We start from the raw sequence: 22772 nt of genomic DNA on the forward strand, positions 1-22772 counted from the left end.
GATGTGTCCTTGTTGTAGATGGCGTCCCACCCGTCGCCTCGGCCAAAGAGATACGTGTCAGAACCGGCACCGCCTTCGAGGCGGTCATCGCCCGAGCCGCCGGTCAGGATATCGTTGCCGTCGCCGCCGTAAAGCTTGTCATCGCCTTCGCCACCGTCGACCCGGTCGTTGCCGCCGTTTCCGTAGAGCACATCCTTGCCCAGCCCGCCGTCGATCGCATCGTCGCTGGCATACCCATAGAGGGTGTCGTCGCTGTCGCTGGATGCCAGGACCATGGCCTTGATCTGTTCGTACGACCAGGAGGTGCCGTCGGCGAAGCGGATGTCGTTGAGGCGGTGCCCTTCGTTGTAGAAGTAGTAGTCGATGGTGAGGCCGTCCTTAGTGCCGCGGATGTACAGGTAAAGCTGATAGCTGCTGCCACGTCGGGCGTAGACATCGCCCGGTGCGATCCCGTCGCTGAATTGCAAGACGTCCCACCGGTCGGCGGAGGTGTCCTTGTTGTAAATGACGTCCCATCCATCGCCCCGGCCAAAAACGTAGGTGTCGGATCCAGCACCGCCTTCCAGCCGGTCATCGCCCGAACCACCTCTCAGCACGTCATTACCATTGCCTCCGTAGAGCGAGTCACTACCGTCCTGACCCCACAGAAAATCGTCGCCACCTTGCCCATAAAGCTTGTCGTTACCTCCGAGGCCTAGAACGAGATCGCTTCCATCGCCCGTGCTTACAGACGAAGAGGACGAGGTGTCGAAAACGACCCGGCCATCACCCAGGAGCTCGTCATCGAGTTGGGCTCGTTGATCTGCAGAGAGCGCTCCGAGCCACGATTCGAGCAGAATGGAGAGCTTCCCTGCGTCAAAGGACTTCAGCGAACGTAGCAAATCCAATCCGTCCAGGATGCCTCTCACGGGATCCCCAATCGCGGCCTCCGTCAGCCGCTGGAACACCCGTTCAAGGTCGGGAGCTACGATATCGCCGTTCAAGTTGATATCTACCACGTCCGCATACTGCTTCAATCTCGTTTGCAGGAGCAGGCCAGGCTGAACCGACCCAAGCAATTCCCGATACGACGCATCTAGCAGAGACAGCGCATCGTTCGAAATGGGTAGATCGGCCTCGGTAAGCATGACTATGCCGTCCCGAATGGCGACGGTTCGGGTGGTCGTGTTGGCGCCCATGCGGATATTGACCCGTGCGGAGGTCGAGGACATCGATTCGATCGTAAACTCAAGGAACGGCTGCCCGTTGAACGATTCGAGCACGTTCAACCGGGCAAGGCGATCGCGGAAACGGGCTTGCGCCTCCGTTGGCTCCTTGCCCGAAGTTTCCCATGAGAAAGCAAAGCGAAAATCCACGCCGTTAGAATCCAGGCCGTCGATGCGCTGCTCGAACGGCAGATAACCTTCACCCGTGGCCGCCCATGCAGCGATCAGTCGGTCGAGCAGATCACGCTGTTCGCGATGACTTCCCGACGCAGCGTAGGCCTCCAAAAGCCCACGGAGTTCGGGGCTCAGCATGGCTGCCTCGCGAAGTTCCCGCACCATTCCGGAACCTTGCAGGTTCGGTAGCTGCCGGGCCGCATCGTCGAGCTCGACCGGATCGGTATGCTCGCTGTAGAAAGGATTGCTTTCCAGGTCGACGTCCGCGGCGAGGCTTTGGTTACCGTTGACCTCTCCCAGGCTGCCGTCCTCGCGGATGAAGTTTCCCGTGGCGCTGATGAGGTTGCCGTTGGAGTCTTCGTTCGCCTCTTTCGACTTGAGCACGATGGCGCTGATCCCATGTTCGGACAGCGTTTTCATCTCGTTGGCCTGGGCGATGCCGTCCTTGTTGAGGTCCTGCCACACGCGAACATGCGAGAACATCTCGTCATTAGCATCGAACAGGCCATCCTCGTTGCTGTCCAGGTCGGCCAGCGCATCGAAGCCATTGTGCGCCTTCGTTCCGTCACGCTTGACGGTATCCACGCCGAACAGTTCCGCACCACTGTCGATCTGTCCGTTGCCGTTGCGATCCAAGACGAGAAAGCCATCGTCGCCCTTGATCCAACCGGTGCCGGTTTTCACACCGTCGCCGTCGAAGTCGAAGAGCACGCCGGCATCGGTGCCCAAAGTCTCAATGCCGTCGCCATCGAGGTCGAGGACGAGGGGGTCGATGCGGCGGATGAGGTTGAGGGCGGATAGGAAGGAGTTGTTAACCGAATTCGAAATATCGCCACTAGCGCCGTCCACGAATCGAAGGAAGGCTTGCCATATATCAGACATGCTTTCTCGCACTTCCGCGATCGCTTCCTTGAAGGGCGCAGCGAGTGTTTCCCACTGTTCATCCTTGACAAACAGTTCCATGGTAATCGTGCCGATCACCGTAATGGCGAGAGCGGCAGCCCCCACGGGTGTGGCAGACATGCCCGCGACGACGACTCCTCTCGCAAGTGTCGCAACCGTAAATCCAAATGCGATGCCAGTAACGGCCTTTGCGACGTCGCCGTCGGTTCCGTTGATAAGCGCAAGAGTGAGATCGGCAGTATCACCCACAGGCCCGCCATACTTTCGCAAGAACTTTAGCGCATCGCTGGTTCCAACGAGGTTGGACCATTCGCTATTACGGCTTGTTGCGTAGCGTTCCAGCGCTTCTCTGGCGCCTTCCGCGCTCGCGCTTAGCAGGCTAGCTTCTGTCCGCGCGTGTAACGCAGAATCCGCGAGAAGGCTCGAAAGCTTAGGGTTTCCTTGCTGAGCGGCCTGGGCCGCCCGCTCTAGAAATAGGCGTTCTTGCGCTTCATGCATCGAAGTAAGCGCCTGTACTTGTGCTTCATGACGATCTAAGCCGGCGGTTGTGGCTCGCAGATAGGCCTTCTCGTACTCGTCAAGGCTGCTCAGTATCGCGGTCTTCGAGATTGAAGATAGTGCGGCAATGTTGGCTAGCGTTTCGTCGTTTCCGCTTTCGTCCCTATTTGTGACAGTCATTTGTGTTCCTTCTATGCTTGCAAGTAAACATTTCAAATATAGGTAGTGCAGCTAAGTAAGCGAGGCCGACCATAAGCCATGCACTTAAGCTAAACAGCAAAGAGATCAATGCATCGCTATTAGCAATGATCTTAAGTAGTGGTGATTTGAAGAAGGACTGGTCTCCTTTGAGTGCGTATTGATAATGGAAGAGAGCTGCTATCGGAAGAAGGTATGCGGAAAAAAATAGGCTATGCCATATGGAGGGCTTAGGCCGCCTCGGGCGAGCATCGACTGCGAAGTAATGCCATCCTGCAAAAGATAAGGGTGCTAGCAGAGCAGAGAACAATGCATGAGCGTCCAGAACTGACCGATTCAGCCCTTTCCATTCCATCCATCGAATCAGGCCGACGTAGTCCTCGACAAACGTCAGATCATTTTTTGAGAAATACAACGTATGTAGGGTGGAGAGAAGGTACGCCAGGCAAAAGTGAGCGCCCGATAAGATCCAGCCCATCTGTAGCGGAGTAAATTTAGTCATGCGCGAAGATCGTCCTTATTTTCTTCGATCATCTATTTTTCTCACTGCATTGTTGTTGGAGAGTTGCATCTTGGCGGGATGAGTTTTGCTCATTCGACATCGAATCTTGTTGATGATGCCGATGATCATCAGTTGCGATCCAAGCGTCATACCGTACACACTTAGCGCTACGCTCAGCGAGTAAGCAACGTTTGATTTAATGACAAGAGAGTGGATAACTCGGAGCCGATTTGTACCGGCATCTGCTTCGGTCGCAATCGGCGTATAGGTAATCCACGCCAAGGTAGAGAAGATGAAGAGTCCAGCGGCTATCTCCTTCCAGGTGATGCTGCCAAATTTTGCAATCGCTTTTGATATTGATGTCCTATTGAGGTATCCATATGCGGCGGCCATGACGGTTTGGGTAGTCAGATGCGTTGCGAATTGAATTTTCCTTTCCGCTGTTACGTCATATGCGGCGATCGCCGCAAACGAGTGCAATCTATTCATCCATTCGGGTTGAATGCCGACGCGAATTAGTATTTCGGCCATCAGATAGCCGGCTAACCACGCAGCGAAGTAGTGCCATCCTTGGTTCGTGGTATTCATATCCGCTTTTTAAGAAGTCTAATTGCCTGGGTGATAGGGACCTGTACTCCAAGTCCGATGAGAGTCACGCAAAAGCCTGTAGTTAAGGAGTACGCCAGGTTCGAATGCGTCACCAATTCGTGAAGTGCGTTGAACCTATGGAACTCCGGGCTGACTTGAGACTTTGCCGGCGAGTACAGAAGTGCGCTGAACGTAATTGCTAGGAATGGTCCTCCTATAGCTGCTTTTATGCCCATTTTTCTTCCTGCGAAGATGGCATTTCTAATCGCTTTGTAATTTGCAAAGAGATAGGCCGGTAGCGCCGCTGTCTGAGCAGCAAGATGAATGACCAGTTCTCGCCCTCTGTCCAAGGGGACTCCGTAACTTGCGATGCCGCCAAACACAATGAATCTGTCGATTCCGTCTGGTTGTACGTTTGCGAGGATGAGCGCCTCTGCAAAACATAGGCGCTGAAGGCGACGATCGCGTATCTTCGACCAATGGCCGTATCCGTCTCGGGTGACTGCATCATTCTCAGGGCGCCGATAGAAATCGATTTATCTCTCTCTTCCTGCTTCACTCACGTGCTCCTTCAACGGACTCAACAAGTAATCGATCAACCGCCGCCGCCCGGTGCGAATTTCCGCCGTTACATTCATGCCAGGCGTCAGCGATACATCCGTCCCATCGATACGCAGCGTCGTACGATCGAGTCGAATACGCGAAGGGAAAACGAGGCCCAGCTTCTCGTCCTGCGCCGCATCGTGCGACACGCTCTGTACCGTGCCTTCAAGAAAGCCGTAACGCGTATATGGAAAGCTTTCGATCTTCACCGTCACACGCTGCCCCGCATGCACGAAGCCGATGTCCTGGTTGATGATGGTGGCTTCGACTTCAAGCGGATCGTCGTCGGGTACGACTGCTAGCAGCGCCTGGCCGGGCGTGACCACGCCGCCGACGGTGTGGACGGCGAGTTGCTGCACCGTGCCGTCCACGGGAGCATGCAGGCTGAGTTGTGCCTTGCGGCGCTCGGCGCTGGCGAGGTCCTGCTCGTACTGGGCGGCGCTTTCGCGTGCCTCGCGCAGGTGGTCGGCGGCCAGCTGTCGCGTTGTGGCGATGTGGGTGTCGAGTTCCCGCGCCGCGGCGTCGATGGCAGAGCGCAGTTCGGCCATGCGCGTGCGCTGGCCCGTGACCGTGCGCCGGGCTTCCGTGCGCTCCTGTTCGCGGACGAGGTGTTCATGCCGGGCCACGTGGCCCGCGCTTACCAACTTCTTTGTATCGTCGGCGCGCTGGCTCGCAATGTCCGAACTCGACTGTAGATCGGGCATCTGGGCTTCTACCGTGGCGAGTTCGCGGCGGCGTTGGGCGAGCGATGCTTCCAGCGCCCGCTTGTGGGCCACGAATTGGGCGAAGTCGAGCGATGCCAGCCTGTCTGCGTTCGGATCGCCGGTGGCGGGCTCCGTTGGCTGCCCATTTTTCAGCGCAGTGGATAGCCAGTCATAACGAAGGATCGCCGTCTGGGCGGCGGCCAAGGCTTCGCTGGCCTTCATGCGGTCGGCTTCCGCTACCGTGTCGTCGAGGGCGATCAACAGGTCCCCGGCGCGCACGCTGTCACCGTCACGAACGGCGATGCGCCCCACGGTGGCAATCTCCATGGGTTGCACGATCTTCGTGCGGGACGTGGCGACGGTGCGGCCCGGCGCGCTGGCGACGATGTCGAGATGGCCGAAGATGGCCCAGGCCAGCGCGACGCAGAAGACGGCCATGATGCAGCGTTGGGTGGTCCGTGCCGTGGGTGACACCGGCGACTCGATGAGTTCCAGGTGGGCGGGGAGGAAGGCGATCTCTTCCGTCGTGCGAAAGGGTGGAGCGTGCTGATGGCGCGCCCGCCATGCGTCACGCCATGCCTGTGCATGGGAGGCGATCCCGCCAAGGATGCGGCCGGCTTTCATGCGGCGGTACCCGCCTGCAAGGCGTGAAGCCGTGCATAGCTTCCACCTTCGCGGAGCAAAAGGTCGTCGTGCCGGCCTTCCTCCACTACCTTGCCGCGGTCGAGGACCACGATCCGGTCCGCATGGCGCACGGTGGATAGCCGGTGCGCGATGATGAGCACGGTGCGCCCTTTGCAAATGGCCCGCATGTTGCCCATGACGGCGTGCTCGGACTCGTAGTCGAGCGCACTCGTGGCTTCGTCGAGGATGAGGATGCGCGGGTCGGTCATGAGCGCGCGGGCGATGGCGATGCGCTGCCGCTGGCCCCCGGAAAGCGTTCCGCCCCGTTCTCCGACGACGGTGTCGTACCCTTCCGGAAGTTCGAGTATGAAATCGTGTGCGCCGGCGAGCCGGGCGGCGTGGGTCACTTCATCGAGGGAGGCGCCGGGGTCGCCCAGCGCGATGTTCTCGCGCACGCTGCGGTTGAACAGGAAGTTCTCCTGCAACACCACGCCCACCTGCCTGCGCAGCCAGACCGGGTCGACCATGGCGAGGTCGTTGCCGTCCACGAGTACACGGCCACGTTCGGGTACGTACAGGCGCTGCACCAGTTTCGTGAGGGTGCTCTTGCCCGAACCGGAACGGCCCACGATGCCGATGACGTCGCCAGCCGCGATGTGGAGGTCGATGCCCGAAAGCACTTCGGCGCCGTCCGGACGATAGCGAAAGGTCGTCCGTTCGAACGCGATGTCTCCACGCATCGCCGGCGGTGCCACGCGGCTGCCCGCGCGTTCCGTCGGGGTGTTGAGGATGTCGCCTAACCGGCGAACGGAAAGGCCCACCTGCTGGAAGTCCTGCCACAGCTGGGCAAGCCGTACGACGGGTGCCGCGACCTGTCCCGACAGCATGTTGAAGGCGATCAACTGGCCCACCGAAAGGTCGCCCTCGATCACCAACCGTGCGCCCAGGTACAGGAGGAGCACGGCCACGGCTTTCTGGATCAGCTGCACGCCTTGCTGGCCGATGTTGGCCAGGCGGGTAACACGCAAGGCGGCACCCACGTAGCCGGCGAGCTGACGGTCCCAGATGTGCGTCATCCGTGGATCGACGGCGGAGGCCTTGATGGTGCCGATGCCGCTCACGGCTTCTACAAGGAAGGCCTGGTTCTCGGCCCCGCGCGCGAACTTCTCGTCGAGACGGCGACGCAAGGCGGGGGTGACGAAGGCCGACCAGAAGGCGTAGACGGGCAGGGAGGCCAGCACGACGAGGGTGAGCGTGCCGCTGTACATCGTCATGACTGCGAGGAACACCACGGTGAAGCACAGGTCGAGCACGGACGTGAGCGCCTGTCCCGTGAGGAATCCCCGTATCGTTTCGAGTTCGCGCACGCGGGCCACGGTCTCGCCGGTGCGGCGCGCTTCGAAATAGGCCAGGGGCAAGGCGATAAGGTGGCGAAACAACCCGGCGCCGAGCTCCACATCGATCTTGCTGGTGGTATGTGCAAAGACGTGGGCGCGCAGGCCGGCAAGCAGCACCTCGAACAGACCGACGGCGGCGATGCCGATCGCCACGACGTTGAGGGTAGAGATCGTGCGGTGCACGAGCACCTTGTCCATTACCACCTGGAACAGCAGCGGCGTGACCAGGGCGAAAGCCTGGACGAAGACCGACACCAGCACCACTTCGGCGAAGAGCCGGCGGTACTTCACCACGGCAGGAATGAACCAGCGCAGGTCGAAGGCGCCGCCCCGCGTTTGCGACTTCTGCCTGGTTGTCACGAGCAACAGGCGTCCTGCGTACATGGCGGCGAACGCCTCACGATCGATTCGGCGGACGCGCCGCTCGACGAGGTCGTGTACGAGGAATGCGTCACCGTCTACGCGAGCAAGAACCGCATGTGCATCGCCGTCGATTTGCGCGATGGCGGGAAGCGGCGCAGATGCGAGTCGGTCAAGCGGCTGGTCGACGAAACGAGCTTTCAGTGCCAGGGACTTGGCGGCAAGCAAGGTGGCTACTTCGTCGAACGGGCGTCCGTTGCCGAACTCATGGGCCAGCTGTGCCGGATCGGCCGCCACGCCATGGAAGCGCGCCAAGAGGACCAATCCTGCCAGGAGCGTATCGACGGCGTCTTCGGAGGCGCGTGGCGTCGGCGCCAGGGCTGCTTCTTGCATGCGGTGCTCCTGCCTTTGTCATCTCTCGGCTTGGATTGGAGTAAGCCGAAAGGTGCGGAAGGTTAGGTGCGCGTTGGCGCATGCACCATACGACCAGTCTCAAATCTCATGGCAATGCGCCGAAGTGTGGACTGCGTTGCAAAAACGAAAGTTGTGCCCGATTCTCATGACGTGGCGGAAAAAATGAGGTATAGGGCTGCGCTGCGCCGAAGGCAGGCATCAAGACGAGCGACTGTCCGAAAGGTGACGCTGTCGCTTGTGGACTTCGCGCCGTGATCACACGGGACGTGTTTTTCAGATTTATTCCATGGGCCGCACCGGCGAAGTCCCGCATCATTACGGGGTCGCCGCGGGTTGGCGGGGTTCGCTCAAGGATTTGAGCGCCACCTCAACCGGTGAACGGCAACGGCCGGGGCGTGGGACGCGCCCCGGCCGTTTTCTTTGTCAGGGCTGCTTCTGCGGCGAGGTGCCCCAGTCGTCGGGGCCGAACGACAGGTGCAGCACCGCGCGCGTGTCGTCTTCCAGCGGCGGATTGTATTCGAGGGTGGTGCACCCATTCGCCTGTTGCCGCTTCGCGGCCAGCGCGGCCGTCTTCGCCATGTCCGTGGCGTGGGCGGCGGTGCCGGGACGGCCCGGCTTCAGCAGCAGCCGGTAGCCGTCGGGGCTCACGCCATCCTTCAGGCCCGCCGGCGGCGGCTGCCCGGGCGCCGACACCAGGATGTCGAGCTTCTTGCCGCAGGTGCCCGTGCTGACGATGTCGATGCCGCCGAGCAGGTTGGCGATGAACGCGTCCGCGTTCTCCGCGAGCGAGTCCACCGCTTCCACGGCCGTACTCAGGCGGATCTTCACGAAGTACAGCTTTCGGTAGAACAGATAGGCGCGCGAGGTCAGCATGTCCTGCTGGGCGTCGAACACGATGGGCAGGAAACGGCCCTCCACCTTCTGCCCGCCGGGCAGGGTGGCCGTATAAGGGCTTTCATCGCCCCACCACACGTTGCGGTAGATCTGCTGGCGCTCGGCGAACGCCACGGATTCGCGGAAGTCTTCCATCGCCCGCTTCAGCATCGTGGCGTTGTCGCCTTCGCCCGCGGGGTAGATGAAAACGTCCGCGATGATCCAGTCGGCGTTGTCGATGCGATAACGCAGGGACACCCCGGCGGCGATGTCCCCTTCGTCGGCATAGTTCTTCACCGCCGCCAGGGTCGCGTCGCCGAGCCGCTTGGGCGCGACGATCCAGGTGTCGTCCACCACGCCGCGATGTTCCACGGGGCCGGGCAGCGCAAGGGGCGGCTCGGCCGCTGCCAGCTGCGCATGCGTGCCCGTGCCGGCAAGCAGGCACAGCACGACGGGAATTGCCTTCCAGCGCGACATCTTCACCACGGCCCCAACATCATTCGAAACGCAATCCCCCGGGCGCGCACTATAGCCGTCCAATCGTCTTAGCGGGAGCGCTTCGTCGCACGAAGCCGCCGTCGTAGAAAAGTCAGGGTCGCTGTTTCCAATTTCCGGGGAAAGCGAAGGCAGGTTTGCGGCACCCAGCGATGCAGGTGCCCGTCGGTCCAGCCCGAGAAGACTTCCGGGTGAATGTACGACGCGCGGCACACGGCGGGAGTATTCCCCAGCACCGCGGCCACCTCTTTCACCGCGCCGGCAAGCACGGATTTCACGGCACGCTCGCCGCCCTCCTCGGGCAGGGTCAGTGCCGCCAGTGTCGCCACTGCGTGCACGGTGCCGCCCCAGGTGCGGAAATCCTTCGCCGTGAACTCGCCGCCGGTGATCTCGCGCAGGTAGTCGTTCACCATGCCCGAGTCCACCGGTTGCGGTTGCCCGTCGTCGTCGATGTACTGGAACAACCGCTGCCCGGGCAACTCCTGCACGCGGCGCACGGCCTTCACCAGGCGGCGGTCGTCCAGGTCCACATCGCGCCACAGGCCGCTCTTGCCGCGGAAGTGGAAACTGATGCGCCCCTTGCGCACGGCGACATGGCGGGAGCGCAACGTGGTGAGCCCGTAGGAGTTGTTCTGCCTGGCATACACGTCGTTGCCTACCCGGATCATCGTTTCCTCGAGCAGGCTCACCACGAGCGCCAGCACCTTGTCCCTGGGCAGTCCCGGGAGGGCGAGGTCCTTGCGAAGGCGGCGGCGAAGTCGCGGCAACGCCTCGCCGAACTCGACGATCCGTTCGAACTTTCCGCGATCGCGCACGTCGCGCCAACGCGGGTGGTAGCGGTACTGCTTGCGCGACCGGGCGTCGCGCCCCGTCGCCTGCAGGTGGCCGCGCTCGTTCGCGCAGATCCATACGCCGGTGTACGCGGGCGGGATGGCGAGCGAACGGATGCGCTGGAGCACGGCCTCATCGGTGATTCGCCGGCCATCGGCGTCGAAGTACTGGAACGATTTCCCCCGTTTGCACCGCGTGATGCCCGGGTCGGTGTCGCAGACGTACACGAGGCCCGCCGCTTTCGCGTGGGCCTGTTCCGCACTGACCAGCGCGAGCGCTTCGGGTGGGGGATTCCGGGACATGACCGGGACTATGTCCCGGCCTGCGATCAAGGCACGGTGAACGCCGCGTCAGGCGACCCGGCAGAACACCGCCTTGAGGTACCGGTTTTCGGGCACGTTGCTCGCGACCGGATGATCGGGGCCCGCGCCGGCGACGTCCAGTACCTGGATGTCCCGTCCGGCGTTCAGTGCCACGCGCCGGATCATTTCCAGGAAATCGTCTTCGCCGACCAGGCCCGTGCACGAGCAGGTAAGCAGGATGCCGCCTGGGGCGAGTACGTCGAGCGCGGTGCGGTTCATCGCGAAGTACTTCTTCAGCGCGTTCATCACCTGGTTGCGGTCGCGCGTGAGCTTCGGTGGATCGAGCACCACGGCGTCCCAGGTTTCCCCGCGGTCGATGGCCGCGCGCAGCCACTCGAAGACGTCGCCCTGTTCGAAACGCGCCTCGACCCCGTTCATGCGCGCGTTCTCGCGCGCCACCTCGAGGATCGCCGCGTCGGCGTCGACGCCCGTGGCCTCCAGCGCGCCCGCTTTCATGGCATGGACGGCGAAACCGCCGGCGTTGCAGCAGAGGTCGAGCACGCGGCGTCCGCGCGCGAGCGCGGCGAAGCGGCGGCGGTTCTCGCGCTGGTCGGCGAAGAAGCCGGTCTTGTGGCCAAGGCCCGGCGCAGCGTGGAAGGCGAGCCCGTGCTCGTGCACGTCCACCGCGGCCGGTGCGTCGTTGGAGCGGACGTCGAACGATTCCTGCCGCTGCACGTGCTGCTCGGCGAACCAGTACAGCGACGCGCCGGGGAAGTGCCGCAGCAGCTCGGCGTGGATGGTGTCCCGGAAGCGCCACATGCCGGCGGCGAAGTACTCCACCACCAGGTGGTTCGCGTAACGGTCGACCACCAGGCCGGAGAGACCATCGCCCTCGCTGTGCACGACGCGCCAGGCGTCGCTGACTTCGTCGAGGCGCAGCAGTTCGCGCCTGAGTTCCACGGCACGTGCGAGACGGTCGGCGATCCAGCTGTCGTCGATGCGTTCGTCGGGATGGGTGGTCAGCAGCCGCAGGGCCACGCGGGCATGGCCGTTCCAGAAGCCGCGGCCGACGAAGCGGCCCTTGGCGTCCTCCACGTCCACCACGCTGCCTGGTGGCAGGCGGTCGGCGGGTTTCACGACCTGTGCGGACCAGATCCAGGGGTGGCCCGGCATGCGGTCGGACTTCAGGCGGATGACGGGGAGTGCGGGTGCGTTCATCGGTGAATGATACCGGCCCTCAGCGACCGAAGCGCAGGACGAGCCAGGACACCAGTGCAAGGAGGTTGATGCCGATGTGCGCGGCCGAGGGTCCGCCCATGGCGAGCAGCCAGCCGTGTTCGGCGATGGCCCAGTCGAAGCCGAGACGCGGCGAGTGCTGCAAGGTCAGCGAGAGGTTCGCATACGCGCCGCTGGAGAGGGCGTAGCTGAAGAACGGCGTGGCGACCAGCGGCGCCTGCAGGAACTGCGCCCAGATCGACATGCTGGTACCGCGCCCGTCGTTGCTGGCCAGCAGCACGCCCGCCACGAGGATGAAGGCGAACAGCAGCACGCCCAGGACCGCGACGATCGCATCCACCCCGCCGAAGCGTCCGCCGAGCAACCGGTCGAACTGGCGGACGAGGCCGAACAGGCCGCCGGCGATCTCGAAGACGGCGATGACGCGGGTGAAGAAGGAATGCATGGGTTCTCCCGGAGTGGCAGGTCGCGATTATGGCTTGCGGACGCCGGTTACAGGTCGTCGGCGATCTCGTGCAGGTCGGCGATGTGCTGATCCCACCAGCGTGCCTCGGCCGCGAACGGAAAGGCGGCGGGGAAGGCCGGATCGTGCCAGCGCTCGGCGATCCAGCCCGCGTAATGCACTTGCCGCATCGCCCGCAGGGCGGGAACGAGGGCGAGTTCCACCGGATCGAAATCGCGGAACTGGCCATAGCCTTCGAGCAGGGCGTCCATCATGGCGTCGTCGCCCGCAAGCATCCAGAGATCCTGCACGGCAGGGCCCATGCGCGCGTCGTCGAGGTCGACGAAGTGCGGACCCGCGTCCGTCCAGAGCACGTTGCCCGGATGGCAGTCGCCGTGCAGCCGGATGTGGCGGAGCGGGCCGACGGCTTCGAACCGGTGGGCCACGGCCAAGTCGACGCGCCCTGCGGCATGCCGGTACGCATCGAACAGATGCGCCGGAAGCAGGTCGGAGCCCAACGCTGCGCGCATCGGCGCCTCGATCATCGTGGCGCGGTCGAGCGTACCGCGTGCGTGGAAACGTTCGCGCGAGCCCAGCGCGTGCATGCGGCCCAGCAGGCGCCCCAGCCACTCGAGCTGATCGGCCGATTCCAGCGACGGCGCCCGTCCACCGCGGCGCGGATACACCGCGTAACGGAAGCCCTCGTGGCGCAACAGGGTGTGCCCTTCCACCACCAATGGGGCCACCACCGGCAGTTCGGCCTCGGCCAGTTCCAGCGCGAAGGCGTGTTCTTCCTCGATGGCGGCATCGGACCAGCGGCCGGGGCGATAGAACTTCACCACCACGAATCCGCCTTCGTCGAGGCCGACCTGGAACACACGGTTCTCGTAGCTGTTGAGCGTGAGCAGGCGGCCGTCGCTCCAGCGGCCGGCCGCATCGACGGCGGCCAGCACGAGGTCCGGCGACAGCGCGGCGTACGGGGCGGCGCCGCTCACCCGCGCAGGTTCCCCGGCGCGCCGCCCGGCGACGGAATCACCGCCATGGTGAGGCGGGAAAGGCAGACGAGCCGGCCCTGTTCGTCCTCGATGCGGATCTCCCACACCTGCGTGGTGCGACCGAGGTGGGCCGCCTTGGCCGTGCCGGTGACGATGCCGCCGCGGACGCCGCGGATATGGTTGGCGTTGATATCCAGGCCCACCGCCACCTCTTTCTCCACGTCCAGCGTCAGTAGCGAGGCCGAGCTGCCGAGGGTCTCGGCAAGCACCACCGAGGCGCCGCCGTGCAGCAGCCCGAACGGCTGCTGGGTGCGATGGTCAACCGGCATGGTGCCCTGCAGCCAGTCGTCGCCGAAGGCGGTGAAGTGGATATCGAGCGTTTCCATCATCGTGCCGCGGCTCCAGCCGTTGATCCGGGCGAGGTCGATGGGGTGTTTCCAGATGGCCATGGCCGGCGTGCTTCCTTTGGGGCAAGCCGCCATTGTCCTACAATGGGCGGGTGCCCACCGTAACCCTCACAGCGTCCGGCAAGCGCTTCGACGCCGCCGCCGGCGAGACCGTGCTCGAAGCCGCCCAGCGCGCGGGAATCGCCCTCCCGTATTCGTGCCGCGGCGGCGTGTGCGGCAGCTGCAAGGCCACGCTGGTGGCCGGCGAATGCGACTACCCGCGCAATCCGCCCGTGGCCCTCACCGGGGTACCCCCGTCGCGCCACGCCATCCTCCTGTGCCAGGCGGTGCCCCGTGGCGACATCGCCATCCAGGCGCGCGAGATCGCCTCGGTGGAAGACATTCCGCATCGCCGGGTCGAGACCGAGGTGGTGGAGCGCCGCCCACTCGCGCCCGACGTGGTCGGCGTCTGGCTTCGGCCCTCCGACGGCAGCCGCGTGAACTGGCTGCCGGGCCAGTACCTGGATGTGGTGCTGGACGGCGGCAAGCATCGGCCGTTCTCGATCGCCTGCTGCCCGCGGGAAGACGGCCTCATCGAACTGCACGTGCGACACGTGCCAGGCGGCGGCTTTACCAGTTGGGTGTACGACGCGCTGCGCGTGGGCGATCGCCTGACCATCGAAGTGCCGCTGGGCACGTTCGTGCCGCGGGAAGACTCCGAGCGGCCGATGCTGTTCATGGCCGGCGGCACGGGCTTCGCCCCGGTAAAGGCCATCGTGGAGCATTTCATCGCGCTTGGCACCCGTCGGCCGATGCACGTGTACTGGGGCGCGCGCAACAGGGCGGACCTCTACCTGCTCGACCTCGCCACGCGATGGACCGAGCAATCGCCCGTCATCCGTTTCACACCGGTGCTATCGGACCCCGAGGCGGCGCGCGCGGCGGGCATGCGCGAAGGCCTGGTCCACGAGGCGCTGCTGGAAGACCATCCGGACCTGTCCGGCTTCGACTTCTACATGAGCGGCCCGCCAGCGATGATCGCCGCGGGCCGTCAGTTCCTCATCGATGCGAAGCTGCCGGAAGACCGGCTGTACTTCGACTCGTTCGATGTGGCGCCCGATGTACTGACCGAAATCCTGCGAGGCAGGCCAGGCATCCACGGCCTGTAGAAGCCGCTGTGGCGGCGAAGTACTCTGCGACAACGTCGCATCTTTCCCTGTGGGAGCCGCTTCAGCGGCGATACGTGCTCGCGAGTGTGCCCGCTGCCGCGGGATCGCCGGCGAAGCCGGCTCCCACAGGCCAGCGAAAGCCTTACTTCTTGCCCTTCGCCAAGGGCAGCTGCGCGGTTTGCCAGGCGTAGGTGCCGCCGTCCAGTACGAACACGCGCGCGAACCCGGCCTTGACCAGCCGGTTGGCGGCCTTGCCCACGCCGCGGCCGTCCTTGTCGACGAGCACCACGGGCAGCTCCCTCGCCTTCGAGAGATCCTTCTGCGTTTCCGGGTCGAACTGGCTCATGGCAACGTTCTTCGCGCCGGGGATGTGGGCCTTCTCGAAATCCGCGCTCGCGGAGAGGTCGATGATCAGCGGCGTGTCGCGATTGATCAGCTGCGTGAGGCCCGCGGGCGTCAGCGACTTCCACTTGCGGAACAGGCGACCCGCCTCGCCCGCGACCAGCGCGATCAGGATCACCACGAACGCCGCCACCAGCAGGGCGTGGTTCGTCACGAAAGCGGGCAGCTTCTGCATTACGTCGTTCATCGGGTCTTTCCGCGTCCCGGGATGGGATCAAACCGCCGATTGTATCGCAAGGGCGGTGGCCGCTCAGTGCGGCGAGAAATCCGGCAGGCCCGTCTTCAGCGCCCACTTGTTCTTTTCGCGGTCGTAATGCCAGCGCTGCCGGTCGACGATGCCGCGCTCGGCCTGGGTGTTGATGTTCACCACATTGATCTGCACCACCTGAACGACGTCGTCGTCGCCGTCCGGACGCGGACCCGAGCCTTCGTCGTAGCCTGTGACGCGCAACTGCTGCAGCCGTCCCTGCTCGATGGAACTCATCGGGTGCTCGGCGGCATAGTCCTTGTCGACGAAACTCTGCGCGCCCGCGAAATCGCCCCAGCGGATCGCCGCGGCGTAGTTCATCAGGGTTTTGTTCAGAGCCTGGTTGCGCTTGTCGGTGGCGCAGCCGGAGAGGGCCAGGAGGGCAAGTGCTAGGGCGGGCAGGGCGAGCGGGCGCATGGCGGCTTCCATCGTGGCGTCGGCGGGCATTATGCCCGGCGCTTGGCGACGAAGCGCGCGTCGAGGCTGGCCGCCGGCTTGCCCACCGTGCCGGGAACGACACACGCGAAGTCGGCACGGGCACGGCCGCGGGCTTCGAGCGTGGCGAAAAACGGCTCCCAGGTGGCACCCGGGGCGAGCGTGGCTTCCGCCCGCAGGTCATCCCAGACCGGATCGAGGTAGCGGACGGTGGAATCGGCCACGAACACGTCGCAATCGAGGCCTCGTTCGCGCAGGCGCGCCTCCACGAGGGCCCAGCAGGCAACCGTCATCAGGCTGGAGAGGCTGCCTCCGAAGGCGCAGCCCTTGTCGTTGATGTTCGGCGCCAGCGGCGCGGTCATGACGAGACAATCGCCATCGAAGGCCGCGATGTGCAGGTCCATGGCGCGGGCGAGAGGAATGCCGTCGCGGATGAAATGCTCGAGCTCGGGGAGAGGGGACGGGGGCGGGGACGTGGTCATAAGCGGCGAAGTCTAAGCGGCCGGGTGAACAGTTCGCACGCGTATGTGAAGACCCAACCTTCGGCATTGGCGATGCCGCCCCAACGTTCCTAAGCTGACCCTCAAGTCGCAGGATGCCAGACAGGACTCTGAAGTAGTGAGTCGCTCCCTCCCCCTTCGTAACGTTACGGTTGTCATCACCCGTCCCGCAGGTACCGCCGGCCCCCTTGCGCGGCGCGTTCGCAAGCTTGGCGGCATTCCGGTCAGTGTGCCGGGCCTTTCCCTGCGCGCGACCGAAGACGCTTCCACCGTCGATGCGGCCCTGCGCCGCGCGCTGGAAGGCGACGTGCTGGTCTTCACCAGCCCCGCCGCCGTGCGCTTCGCCGCCGATGTGCTGCCCCTGGCCACCAGGGCCACCGTCATCGCGGTAGGACGGGGTACCGCGCGCGCGCTGAAGACCGCCAATGTGCCCGATGCCCGTTTCCCCGAGAAATCGCAGGACAGCGAAGGCGTGCTCGGCATGCCTGAACTGGCCGAACTGGCGGGCCGGCGGGTAGCGCTCGTCGGCGCGCCAGGAGGCCGGGGCCTGTTGCGCGAGCAACTCGCCCAGCGCGGAGCGCGGCTCGAAGAGATCCATGTCTATCACCGCGTGGCGCCGCGGATCGACCGCCGCCACATCGACCCCCTGCTCAAGCTCGGCCGGCGTTCCGCCGTGCTGTTGTCCAGCGCCGAGGCCCTCGACCACCTGCGCCGGGCGCTGATCGCGCCCGCCTGGCGCAAGCTGGTCCAGGCGGTCGCCGTGGTGAGCAGCGAGCGAATGAGGGAAATCGCCATGGAAGCCGGTTTCGAGCGCGTGACCGTGGCGCGCTCGGCGTTGCCGGGCGACCTGCTCAAGGCCGCCACCGAGGTCTCGTTCACCGGGCGCTGAAGGTCCGGCGCGTCTCCGTGCCGCCCGTGCACCGTGCGTTGCCGTATGGCCTGCTAGCATGGCGCCCATGACGAACGAGACTCCTCCGACCGATACCGCGCCGGCAACGCCGGCCCCGGCCGCCGCGCCCTCGCCCGCCACGTCGCGACCGCCCGTCGCGGCCGCGCCCCGGCGTGGCGGAGGCGCGCTCGCCCTGGCCATCCTCCTGTCCCTGGCGGCCCTGGGTGCCGCGGGTTACACCGCATGGACAGTCTGGGAGATGCGTGCCGACCTGGGCGCGGCAAATGGCCTTCGCGGCCAGGTCGACACCTTGCAGGCCGGCGTGGACGGCATGCGCGAGGAAAACGCCAACCTGCGCCGCAGGCTCAGCGACGCGGACGCGGTCAATCGATCGGCGCGTGAGGAGATGCTTGGCGTGTCGGAGCGCACGCGCAACCTCGAAGATGCCGTGGCGAACCTTTCCGAGCGCAGCCTGAGCGGCCATGACGCCATGCTGCTCGACGAAGCGGAGTCGCTGCTGCGCATGGCGAAGGAGCGCTTCGCGTTGTTCGGCGATGCCGCCGGTGCCCTGTCCGCATACGACCTTGCCGACAAGACGCTCGCTGCCGTTAACGACAGCGCGTTCGCCGCGGTACGCCAGGATCTGGCGGCCGAGCGCGAGGCCCTCGCCGCCGTGGCGCTTGCCGCGCGCGGCAACGACCTCGCCACGCTGGCCGACCTGCGCGCGCAGCTGCCGTCGCTGCCGTTGAAGCGGGAAGACGCCGCCGCGCCCGCGGATGGCACGCCGCCGGGATTCTGGCAGCGGGCCGGCAATGCGCTGGGCAGCATCGTGCGCGTCAGCCACGATGAAGGCTCGCCGGTCGCCCTCGCCGACGGACGGATCGCCCGTGAACTGGCGGCGCTCGATGTGGCGCATGCGGAAGCGGCCGTGCTCGCGTACGACGACACCGGCCGCGCCGCGGCGCTGAAGCGCGCGGATGGGGCGCTCGCCACCTATTTCGACGCGACCGCGCCGGCGGTGAAGACGGCACGTTCGCGCGTCGCCGCGCTCCTGGCCAGCCAGGCCCGCGGCAATGAACCGAAGCTGGGCGCCGCGCTAGCGGAACTGCGCAACCTGCGCTCGGTGCACGCGTTGCAGGGCACGCATCCCGCTGCCGCGGCGTCGGCAGCCACGCCGGCGCACGCCGGCAGCGTCGGCGCACCGGGCGAGGGCAAGCCATGAAACCGTGGCGCTGGATCGTCGGTCTCATCCTGGTCGCGGTCATAGCCGCCTTCGCGTGGCACTGGGTCGCGGAAGATCCCGGCTACGTGCTCATCCGCCTCCGCGGCACCAGCGTGCAGATGACCGTGGTGACGGCGCTGGCGCTGCTCTTGCTGGCATGGGCAGTCATCGCCCTGATCGTCGCCATCCTCCGCTGGCCGTTCGGCGCCATGACGCGGCGTCATCGCCGCCTCAGCCGCCGTCGTCTGGCCGACGGCCTCGTCTCGCTGATCGAAGGTCGGCATAGCGAGGCCGAGCGCGATCTCAACCGCGCCGCGCGTTATCCCTCGGTGCGCGGTCCCGCGCTGCTCGCGGCGGCCGAAGCCGCGGAGCGTCACGGCGAATCCGCGCGTGCACTGGAAACGCTGGACCAGGCGGCACAGGAAACACCACGGGCAGCACGCGTGCTGCGTGCCCGCTTCCTGCGCATGAGTGGCCGGCCCGCGGACGCCGTCGCGTTGCTGGCACCGGAAGCCGGTGCCGGCACGCTCACGCCAGCGGGCTGGATGGAATACGCCGAGGCATCGCTCGCCACCGGCGAAGCGCGTAATGCAATGCGCGCGCTCGACCCGTTGCAGAAGAGCAGCGAACTAGGCGCGCGCCGCTACGCTGAAGTCGAGGCGCGCGTGGTGGCGGCGTATATCCTGAGCGCCGGCGATGGCGCGACGCTGGCCACCCTGTGGTCGCAGTTGCCGAAGGGGCAGCGTCGTCTGCCTGCCGCCGTGGACGCCTATGCGCGACAGGCCGCGCGTTACGGCCAGACCATGGCAGCCATGGACGAGATCGAAACCGCGTTGCGCCGCGAATGGTCGCCGATGCTCGCCGCCACGTACGGCGGCATGGGTTCCGAAGACATCGAGCAGCGGTTGCGTCGCGCCGAAGGGTGGGTGGACACGCACCCCAACGATGCCGCGCTGCTCACGGCCGTCGGCAGGATGTGCGTGCGCGTGCGCCTGTGGGGCAAGGCCCGCCCTTATCTCGAGCGTGCATTGGCCATCGAGCCCAATGCCACGGCGTGGGAAGCGCTCGGCGACGTCTACACCGGCGAAGGGCAGCCCGAGCTGGCCCAACGGTGCTACCGCAACGCGCTGGCACTGGCGCGCGGCGAAAGCGCCGAGGCATTGCCCGAGGAACTGCGCGCACGGCGCATCGATACGCGCGTCACCGCCGTGGAAGAGCGCGACCAGCACGGCGTGCCGCGGCTGTCGCCGTGACGGTCAGGGCGTCGGCGGGTGCCAGTCGCCCTGCCGCGCACATCGTTCGCCGCGCGTCTTGATGGTCTCCACCTCGTCCGCCGTCATGTCGGCGAACGCGTCGGGTTTGTCCATGCGTGCATAGAGTTCCATGCACTGGCGCGGGGTATCCGCCGGTATCGACGACGGTAGCGGCGGGAACGACAGGTCCAGTCCAGAATGCGTGCCATTGAAGGCAACGTTGGCGAGGCCGCCGAGCAGCATCAGCGCGAAGCCACCCATGACCCGCCAGGTGGATCGTTCCTTCGTGCGCCGGCGCGCGGCGACGACCGATGCCGGGAGGTAAGCCGCGTCTGGCGGAGCCATGCGAGTGAACGCCTCGCGCGCGGCCGGCGATTGCGCCTCGAAGGCCTCCTTCCAGGCCTGCAAGGTCTCGCCGGAGACATGCAGGCTGAGCCATGCGGGAAACCGTTCCTGCAGCTTCGCCATCTCGGGCCAATGGCGGAGCAGCGAACTGTCGAGGCGAGCTTCGGCACGCGCGAAAAGCTCCAGCCATGCCGAGCGGCGGTCCGCCGCGAGCGCAAGCCAGTCCTCGCGCTGCGCGAGCACGAGCTCGATCCACTGTCCCCGCTGGCCGAGCGCGGCGAGGTGGCCCACCTCCCGCCAGTGGAACTGCTCTTCCGCGGCGGCGAAGACGGCCGCGCGGTGACCGATACGTTGCAGGCCGAGCAGGTCGATGAGGTATTCCTCGAAGCGGCCGGGCGCATCGATGTACTGCGTGCGCAGGTAGACCAGCGCCTCCTCCAGCAGTTGTGGGATCGCTTCGATCCGTCGCGCGCCGACATCGGCAGCGAAACGCCAGGCGAGGGTGACCGTCGGGTCGGCGTGGGTCTGAGCTTTATGTTGTTGCGGCCGCTCCGGCGGTGCATCGTCTTCGCCAGGCTCTTCGTCAACGGGTGCGGACGCTTCCGCCGGGGCGGCTTCGCGCGCCGCGGCGTCTGCCTGTTCGCACCATGCACGTGCCGCCTCGTAGGCCTCGCGCAAACGAGCGAAACCGGCGGGGTCCGCCGCCTGGTCGATACCGCGCAGGGCGGCGGCATAGGCGCGGCGCACGGCCACCAGGTCGGCATGCGCGGGAAGGCCGAGGGCTTCGAGGTACCAGTGCATGGTCAATCCACCGGATCGGAAGCGAAGCGGCTGTCGCGCTCGATCGTATCCAGCGCCTCGCGAAATGCGGCGGCGTCACGGGCGATCAGGCGTGCGTCCTGGGTGGCCAGTACCTGCTCGAAGCGCAGGATGAACTGGCCCAGCTGGTCGCGCGTGGCGCCGAGCAATTGTTCGTACAGCCGCTCCGCGCGCGCGAGCAACGTGCGGTTTTCCAGCGTGTCGCGCGGATGGATCTTCAGCGCCGACAACGCCGCGAGGCGCTGCGCGATGTCCGCCGGCGAAAGGTGGTTGCCGCCGCTTTCGATCACGAGCCGTTCCTTCGCGCCGGTGGCGACGACCGTCACTTCCACCTCGAGCAGTCCGTTCACGTCGTAGGTAAAGCGCACGTCCGTACCGTCCGCGTGACCCGGGCCGGGCACGATGGGAACCACGAGTTCGCCGAGGGGAATGTTGTCGCGCACGAGGCGCGATTCCCCCTGGTAGACGCCGATGCGGATCTGCGTCTGCTGTGGCGACACCGGCGAGAAACGCTGCACCCGGCTTACCGGCACGACGGTGTTGCGCTCGATGACAGGCGCGTAGAAACCACCGGCTTGTGCACCGTTGTCGAGCAGGCGGACCACCTCGGTGCCGAGCGTGTACGGACATACGTCCGTCATCACCATCTCGTCGAGCGCCTTGTCCTTCATTTTCAGGCCCGCCTGCACGGCGGCACCGAGCGCCACGACCTCGTCGGGATGGTGCCCCACGGCAGGGAATCGCCCGAACATACGCGTCGCCAGGGCGCGGATCATCGGCATGCGCGTGGCGCCGCCAGCCAGTACGACGTTGTCGAGATCGGCAGCGCGGATGCGGGCGTCGCGAAGCGCTCGCTCGATCGGCCGCCACAGGCGGTTGAGCAACGGTTGCGCGAGTTCTTCGAAGGCCTCGGGATCGATCGTCACGGTGGCGGCGATGTCCTGGTAACGCACATCGAAGCGTGCAGTGCCGCCGTTGCCGAGGTCGCGCTTGGCGGCTTCCGCCTTGGCCGCCAGGCGTTGCATGAAAAGGGCGTCGTTGCGCGCGGAGGGGGGAATGCCCTGAGTGAAAGCGAGTTCAGTGATGAGGCCGGTGAAATCCTCGCCGCCGAGCATGTTGTCGCCGGCGCTCGCCCGCACTTCCATCACGCCTTCGAACATTTCCAGGATCGATACGTCGAAGGTGCCGCCGCCGAGGTCGAACACGAGGAACTGCGTTTCCCCCTTCGCATCGTGCAGGCCATAGGCCAGCGCGGCGGCGGTCGGTTCATTGAGCAGGCGCTCCACTTTCAGGCCCGTCAGCTCGCCCGCGACGCGCGTCGCCTTGCGCTGCGCATCCGAGAAATAGGCCGGCACGGTCACGATGGCTTCGGTGACCGGGCGTCCGAGGAACGCTTCGGCGTCGGCCTTCAGGGAGCGCAGCACGAGCGCGGAGAGTTCCTCCGGCCGGTAATCCCGACCGCCCAGCCGAACGCTACGGGCGCTGCCCATGTGGCGCTTGAACAGCGCCGCGGTGTCGTCCGGATGGGTCTGCAAACGCTCGCGTGCGGCCTGGCCCACGAGCACGCTGCCGTCGGCATCGATGCTGACGCACGAGGGCGTGATCGTGCTGCCCAGCACGTTCGGGATGAGCCGCGGCCCACCGTCCAGCCACGCCGCGACCAGGCTGTTGGTCGTGCCGAGGTCGATACCTACGATCATGCTCTCCCCCTGTCAGTCCCTTACCCCGACGCCGTCCTGTAGGAGCCGCTACAGCGGCGAG

At 65.4% G+C, this 22772-nt stretch carries 20 protein-coding genes; 4 read left to right on the forward strand and 16 right to left on the reverse strand.

Annotated elements, in window-relative coordinates; translation table 11 throughout:
- The 11 genes from ACPYOD_RS09855 to ACPYOD_RS09905 all read right to left on the reverse strand — a co-directional run.
- Positions 1 to 2960, reverse strand: a 2960-nt coding sequence (locus tag ACPYOD_RS09855; RefSeq protein WP_481301565.1) for a calcium-binding protein, incomplete at its 3' end; no start/stop codon positions are given.
- Between the two features lie 535 nt (positions 2961 to 3495).
- A complete protein-coding gene (locus ACPYOD_RS09860) occupies positions 3496 to 4068 on the reverse strand; it encodes a hypothetical protein (protein ID WP_481301566.1) in 573 nt (190 codons plus the stop codon).
- A gap of 226 nt (positions 4069 to 4294) precedes the next feature.
- Positions 4295 to 4627, reverse strand: coding sequence for a hypothetical protein (locus ACPYOD_RS09865; RefSeq protein WP_481301567.1), 333 nt, complete (start codon positions 4625 to 4627; stop codon positions 4295 to 4297).
- Entirely contained in the window at positions 4605 to 5999 is a 1395-nt protein-coding gene (locus ACPYOD_RS09870; protein WP_481301568.1) for an HlyD family type I secretion periplasmic adaptor subunit, read from the reverse strand. The genes ACPYOD_RS09865 and ACPYOD_RS09870 overlap by 23 nt, the downstream gene beginning before the upstream one ends.
- Complete coding sequence (locus ACPYOD_RS09875; protein WP_481301569.1) at positions 5996 to 8149, reverse strand: type I secretion system permease/ATPase; 2154 nt, start codon at positions 8147 to 8149, stop codon at positions 5996 to 5998. The genes ACPYOD_RS09870 and ACPYOD_RS09875 overlap by 4 nt, the downstream gene beginning before the upstream one ends.
- Before the next feature lie 444 nt (positions 8150 to 8593).
- On the reverse strand, positions 8594 to 9529 hold the full coding sequence (locus ACPYOD_RS09880) for a hypothetical protein (protein ID WP_481301570.1): 936 nt from the start codon (positions 9527 to 9529) through the stop codon (positions 8594 to 8596).
- 59 nt (positions 9530 to 9588) lie between these two features.
- On the reverse strand, positions 9589 to 10671 hold the full coding sequence (locus ACPYOD_RS09885) for a DNA topoisomerase IB (RefSeq protein WP_481301571.1): 1083 nt from the start codon (positions 10669 to 10671) through the stop codon (positions 9589 to 9591).
- Positions 10672 to 10719: 48 nt separating this feature from the next.
- Positions 10720 to 11889 carry a class I SAM-dependent rRNA methyltransferase gene (locus ACPYOD_RS09890; RefSeq protein ID WP_481301572.1) on the reverse strand — a complete coding sequence of 390 codons (1170 nt, stop codon included), beginning with the start codon at positions 11887 to 11889 and terminating at the stop codon, positions 10720 to 10722.
- Positions 11890 to 11908: 19 nt separating this feature from the next.
- Complete coding sequence (locus ACPYOD_RS09895) at positions 11909 to 12352, reverse strand: hypothetical protein (RefSeq protein WP_481301573.1); 444 nt, start codon at positions 12350 to 12352, stop codon at positions 11909 to 11911.
- Between the two features lie 47 nt (positions 12353 to 12399).
- Complete coding sequence (locus tag ACPYOD_RS09900; protein ID WP_481301574.1) at positions 12400 to 13344, reverse strand: serine/threonine protein kinase; 945 nt, start codon at positions 13342 to 13344, stop codon at positions 12400 to 12402.
- Positions 13341 to 13793 carry a hotdog fold thioesterase gene (locus ACPYOD_RS09905; protein WP_481301575.1) on the reverse strand — a complete coding sequence of 151 codons (453 nt, stop codon included), beginning with the start codon at positions 13791 to 13793 and terminating at the stop codon, positions 13341 to 13343. Before ACPYOD_RS09905 ends, ACPYOD_RS09900 begins: the two co-directional genes overlap by 4 nt.
- Before the next feature lie 50 nt (positions 13794 to 13843).
- On the opposite strand from ACPYOD_RS09905, the gene ACPYOD_RS09910 reads away from it, so the two are divergent.
- On the forward strand, positions 13844 to 14899 hold the full coding sequence (locus tag ACPYOD_RS09910; RefSeq protein WP_481301576.1) for a 2Fe-2S iron-sulfur cluster-binding protein: 1056 nt from the start codon (positions 13844 to 13846) through the stop codon (positions 14897 to 14899).
- A 142-nt stretch (positions 14900 to 15041) separates the two neighbouring features.
- Here ACPYOD_RS09910 and ACPYOD_RS09915 read toward each other — a convergent pair whose 3' ends face one another.
- The 3 genes from ACPYOD_RS09915 to ACPYOD_RS09925 all read right to left on the reverse strand — a co-directional run bounded on the left by ACPYOD_RS09915 (position 15042) and on the right by ACPYOD_RS09925 (position 16465).
- Positions 15042 to 15488: a rhodanese-like domain-containing protein gene (locus ACPYOD_RS09915; protein ID WP_481301577.1), complete on the reverse strand. Its 447-nt coding sequence runs from the start codon at positions 15486 to 15488 to the stop codon at positions 15042 to 15044.
- Positions 15489 to 15551: 63 nt separating this feature from the next.
- Positions 15552 to 15965: a hypothetical protein gene (locus tag ACPYOD_RS09920; protein ID WP_481301578.1), complete on the reverse strand. Its 414-nt coding sequence runs from the start codon at positions 15963 to 15965 to the stop codon at positions 15552 to 15554.
- 29 nt (positions 15966 to 15994) lie between these two features.
- Positions 15995 to 16465 carry a YiiD C-terminal domain-containing protein gene (locus ACPYOD_RS09925; protein WP_481301579.1) on the reverse strand — a complete coding sequence of 157 codons (471 nt, stop codon included), beginning with the start codon at positions 16463 to 16465 and terminating at the stop codon, positions 15995 to 15997.
- A gap of 136 nt (positions 16466 to 16601) precedes the next feature.
- Here ACPYOD_RS09925 and ACPYOD_RS09930 point away from each other — a divergent pair, with 136 nt between their 5' ends.
- The 3 genes from ACPYOD_RS09930 (at position 16602) to ACPYOD_RS09940 (ending at position 19847) form a co-directional block, all read left to right on the forward strand.
- Positions 16602 to 17372 carry a uroporphyrinogen-III synthase gene (locus tag ACPYOD_RS09930; protein WP_481301580.1) on the forward strand — a complete coding sequence of 257 codons (771 nt, stop codon included), beginning with the start codon at positions 16602 to 16604 and terminating at the stop codon, positions 17370 to 17372.
- Positions 17373 to 17439: 67 nt separating this feature from the next.
- On the forward strand, positions 17440 to 18594 hold the full coding sequence (locus tag ACPYOD_RS09935; RefSeq protein ID WP_481301581.1) for a uroporphyrinogen-III C-methyltransferase: 1155 nt from the start codon (positions 17440 to 17442) through the stop codon (positions 18592 to 18594).
- Complete coding sequence (locus tag ACPYOD_RS09940; protein ID WP_481301582.1) at positions 18591 to 19847, forward strand: heme biosynthesis HemY N-terminal domain-containing protein; 1257 nt, start codon at positions 18591 to 18593, stop codon at positions 19845 to 19847. Before ACPYOD_RS09935 ends, ACPYOD_RS09940 begins: the two co-directional genes overlap by 4 nt.
- A 3-nt stretch (positions 19848 to 19850) precedes the next feature.
- Here the strand turns inward: ACPYOD_RS09940 and ACPYOD_RS09945 are convergent, their stop codons facing one another.
- Together ACPYOD_RS09945 and ACPYOD_RS09950 are read right to left on the reverse strand one after the other, a co-directional pair.
- Positions 19851 to 20993, reverse strand: a complete 1143-nt coding sequence (locus tag ACPYOD_RS09945) for a hypothetical protein (RefSeq protein WP_481301583.1) — start codon at positions 20991 to 20993, stop codon at positions 19851 to 19853.
- A 2-nt stretch (positions 20994 to 20995) separates the two neighbouring features.
- Positions 20996 to 22711: an Hsp70 family protein gene (locus ACPYOD_RS09950; RefSeq protein WP_481301584.1), complete on the reverse strand. Its 1716-nt coding sequence runs from the start codon at positions 22709 to 22711 to the stop codon at positions 20996 to 20998.
- Between the last annotated feature and the right edge of the window lie 61 nt (positions 22712 to 22772).

The organism is Luteibacter sp. HAY1-4A, assembly GCF_056755355.1.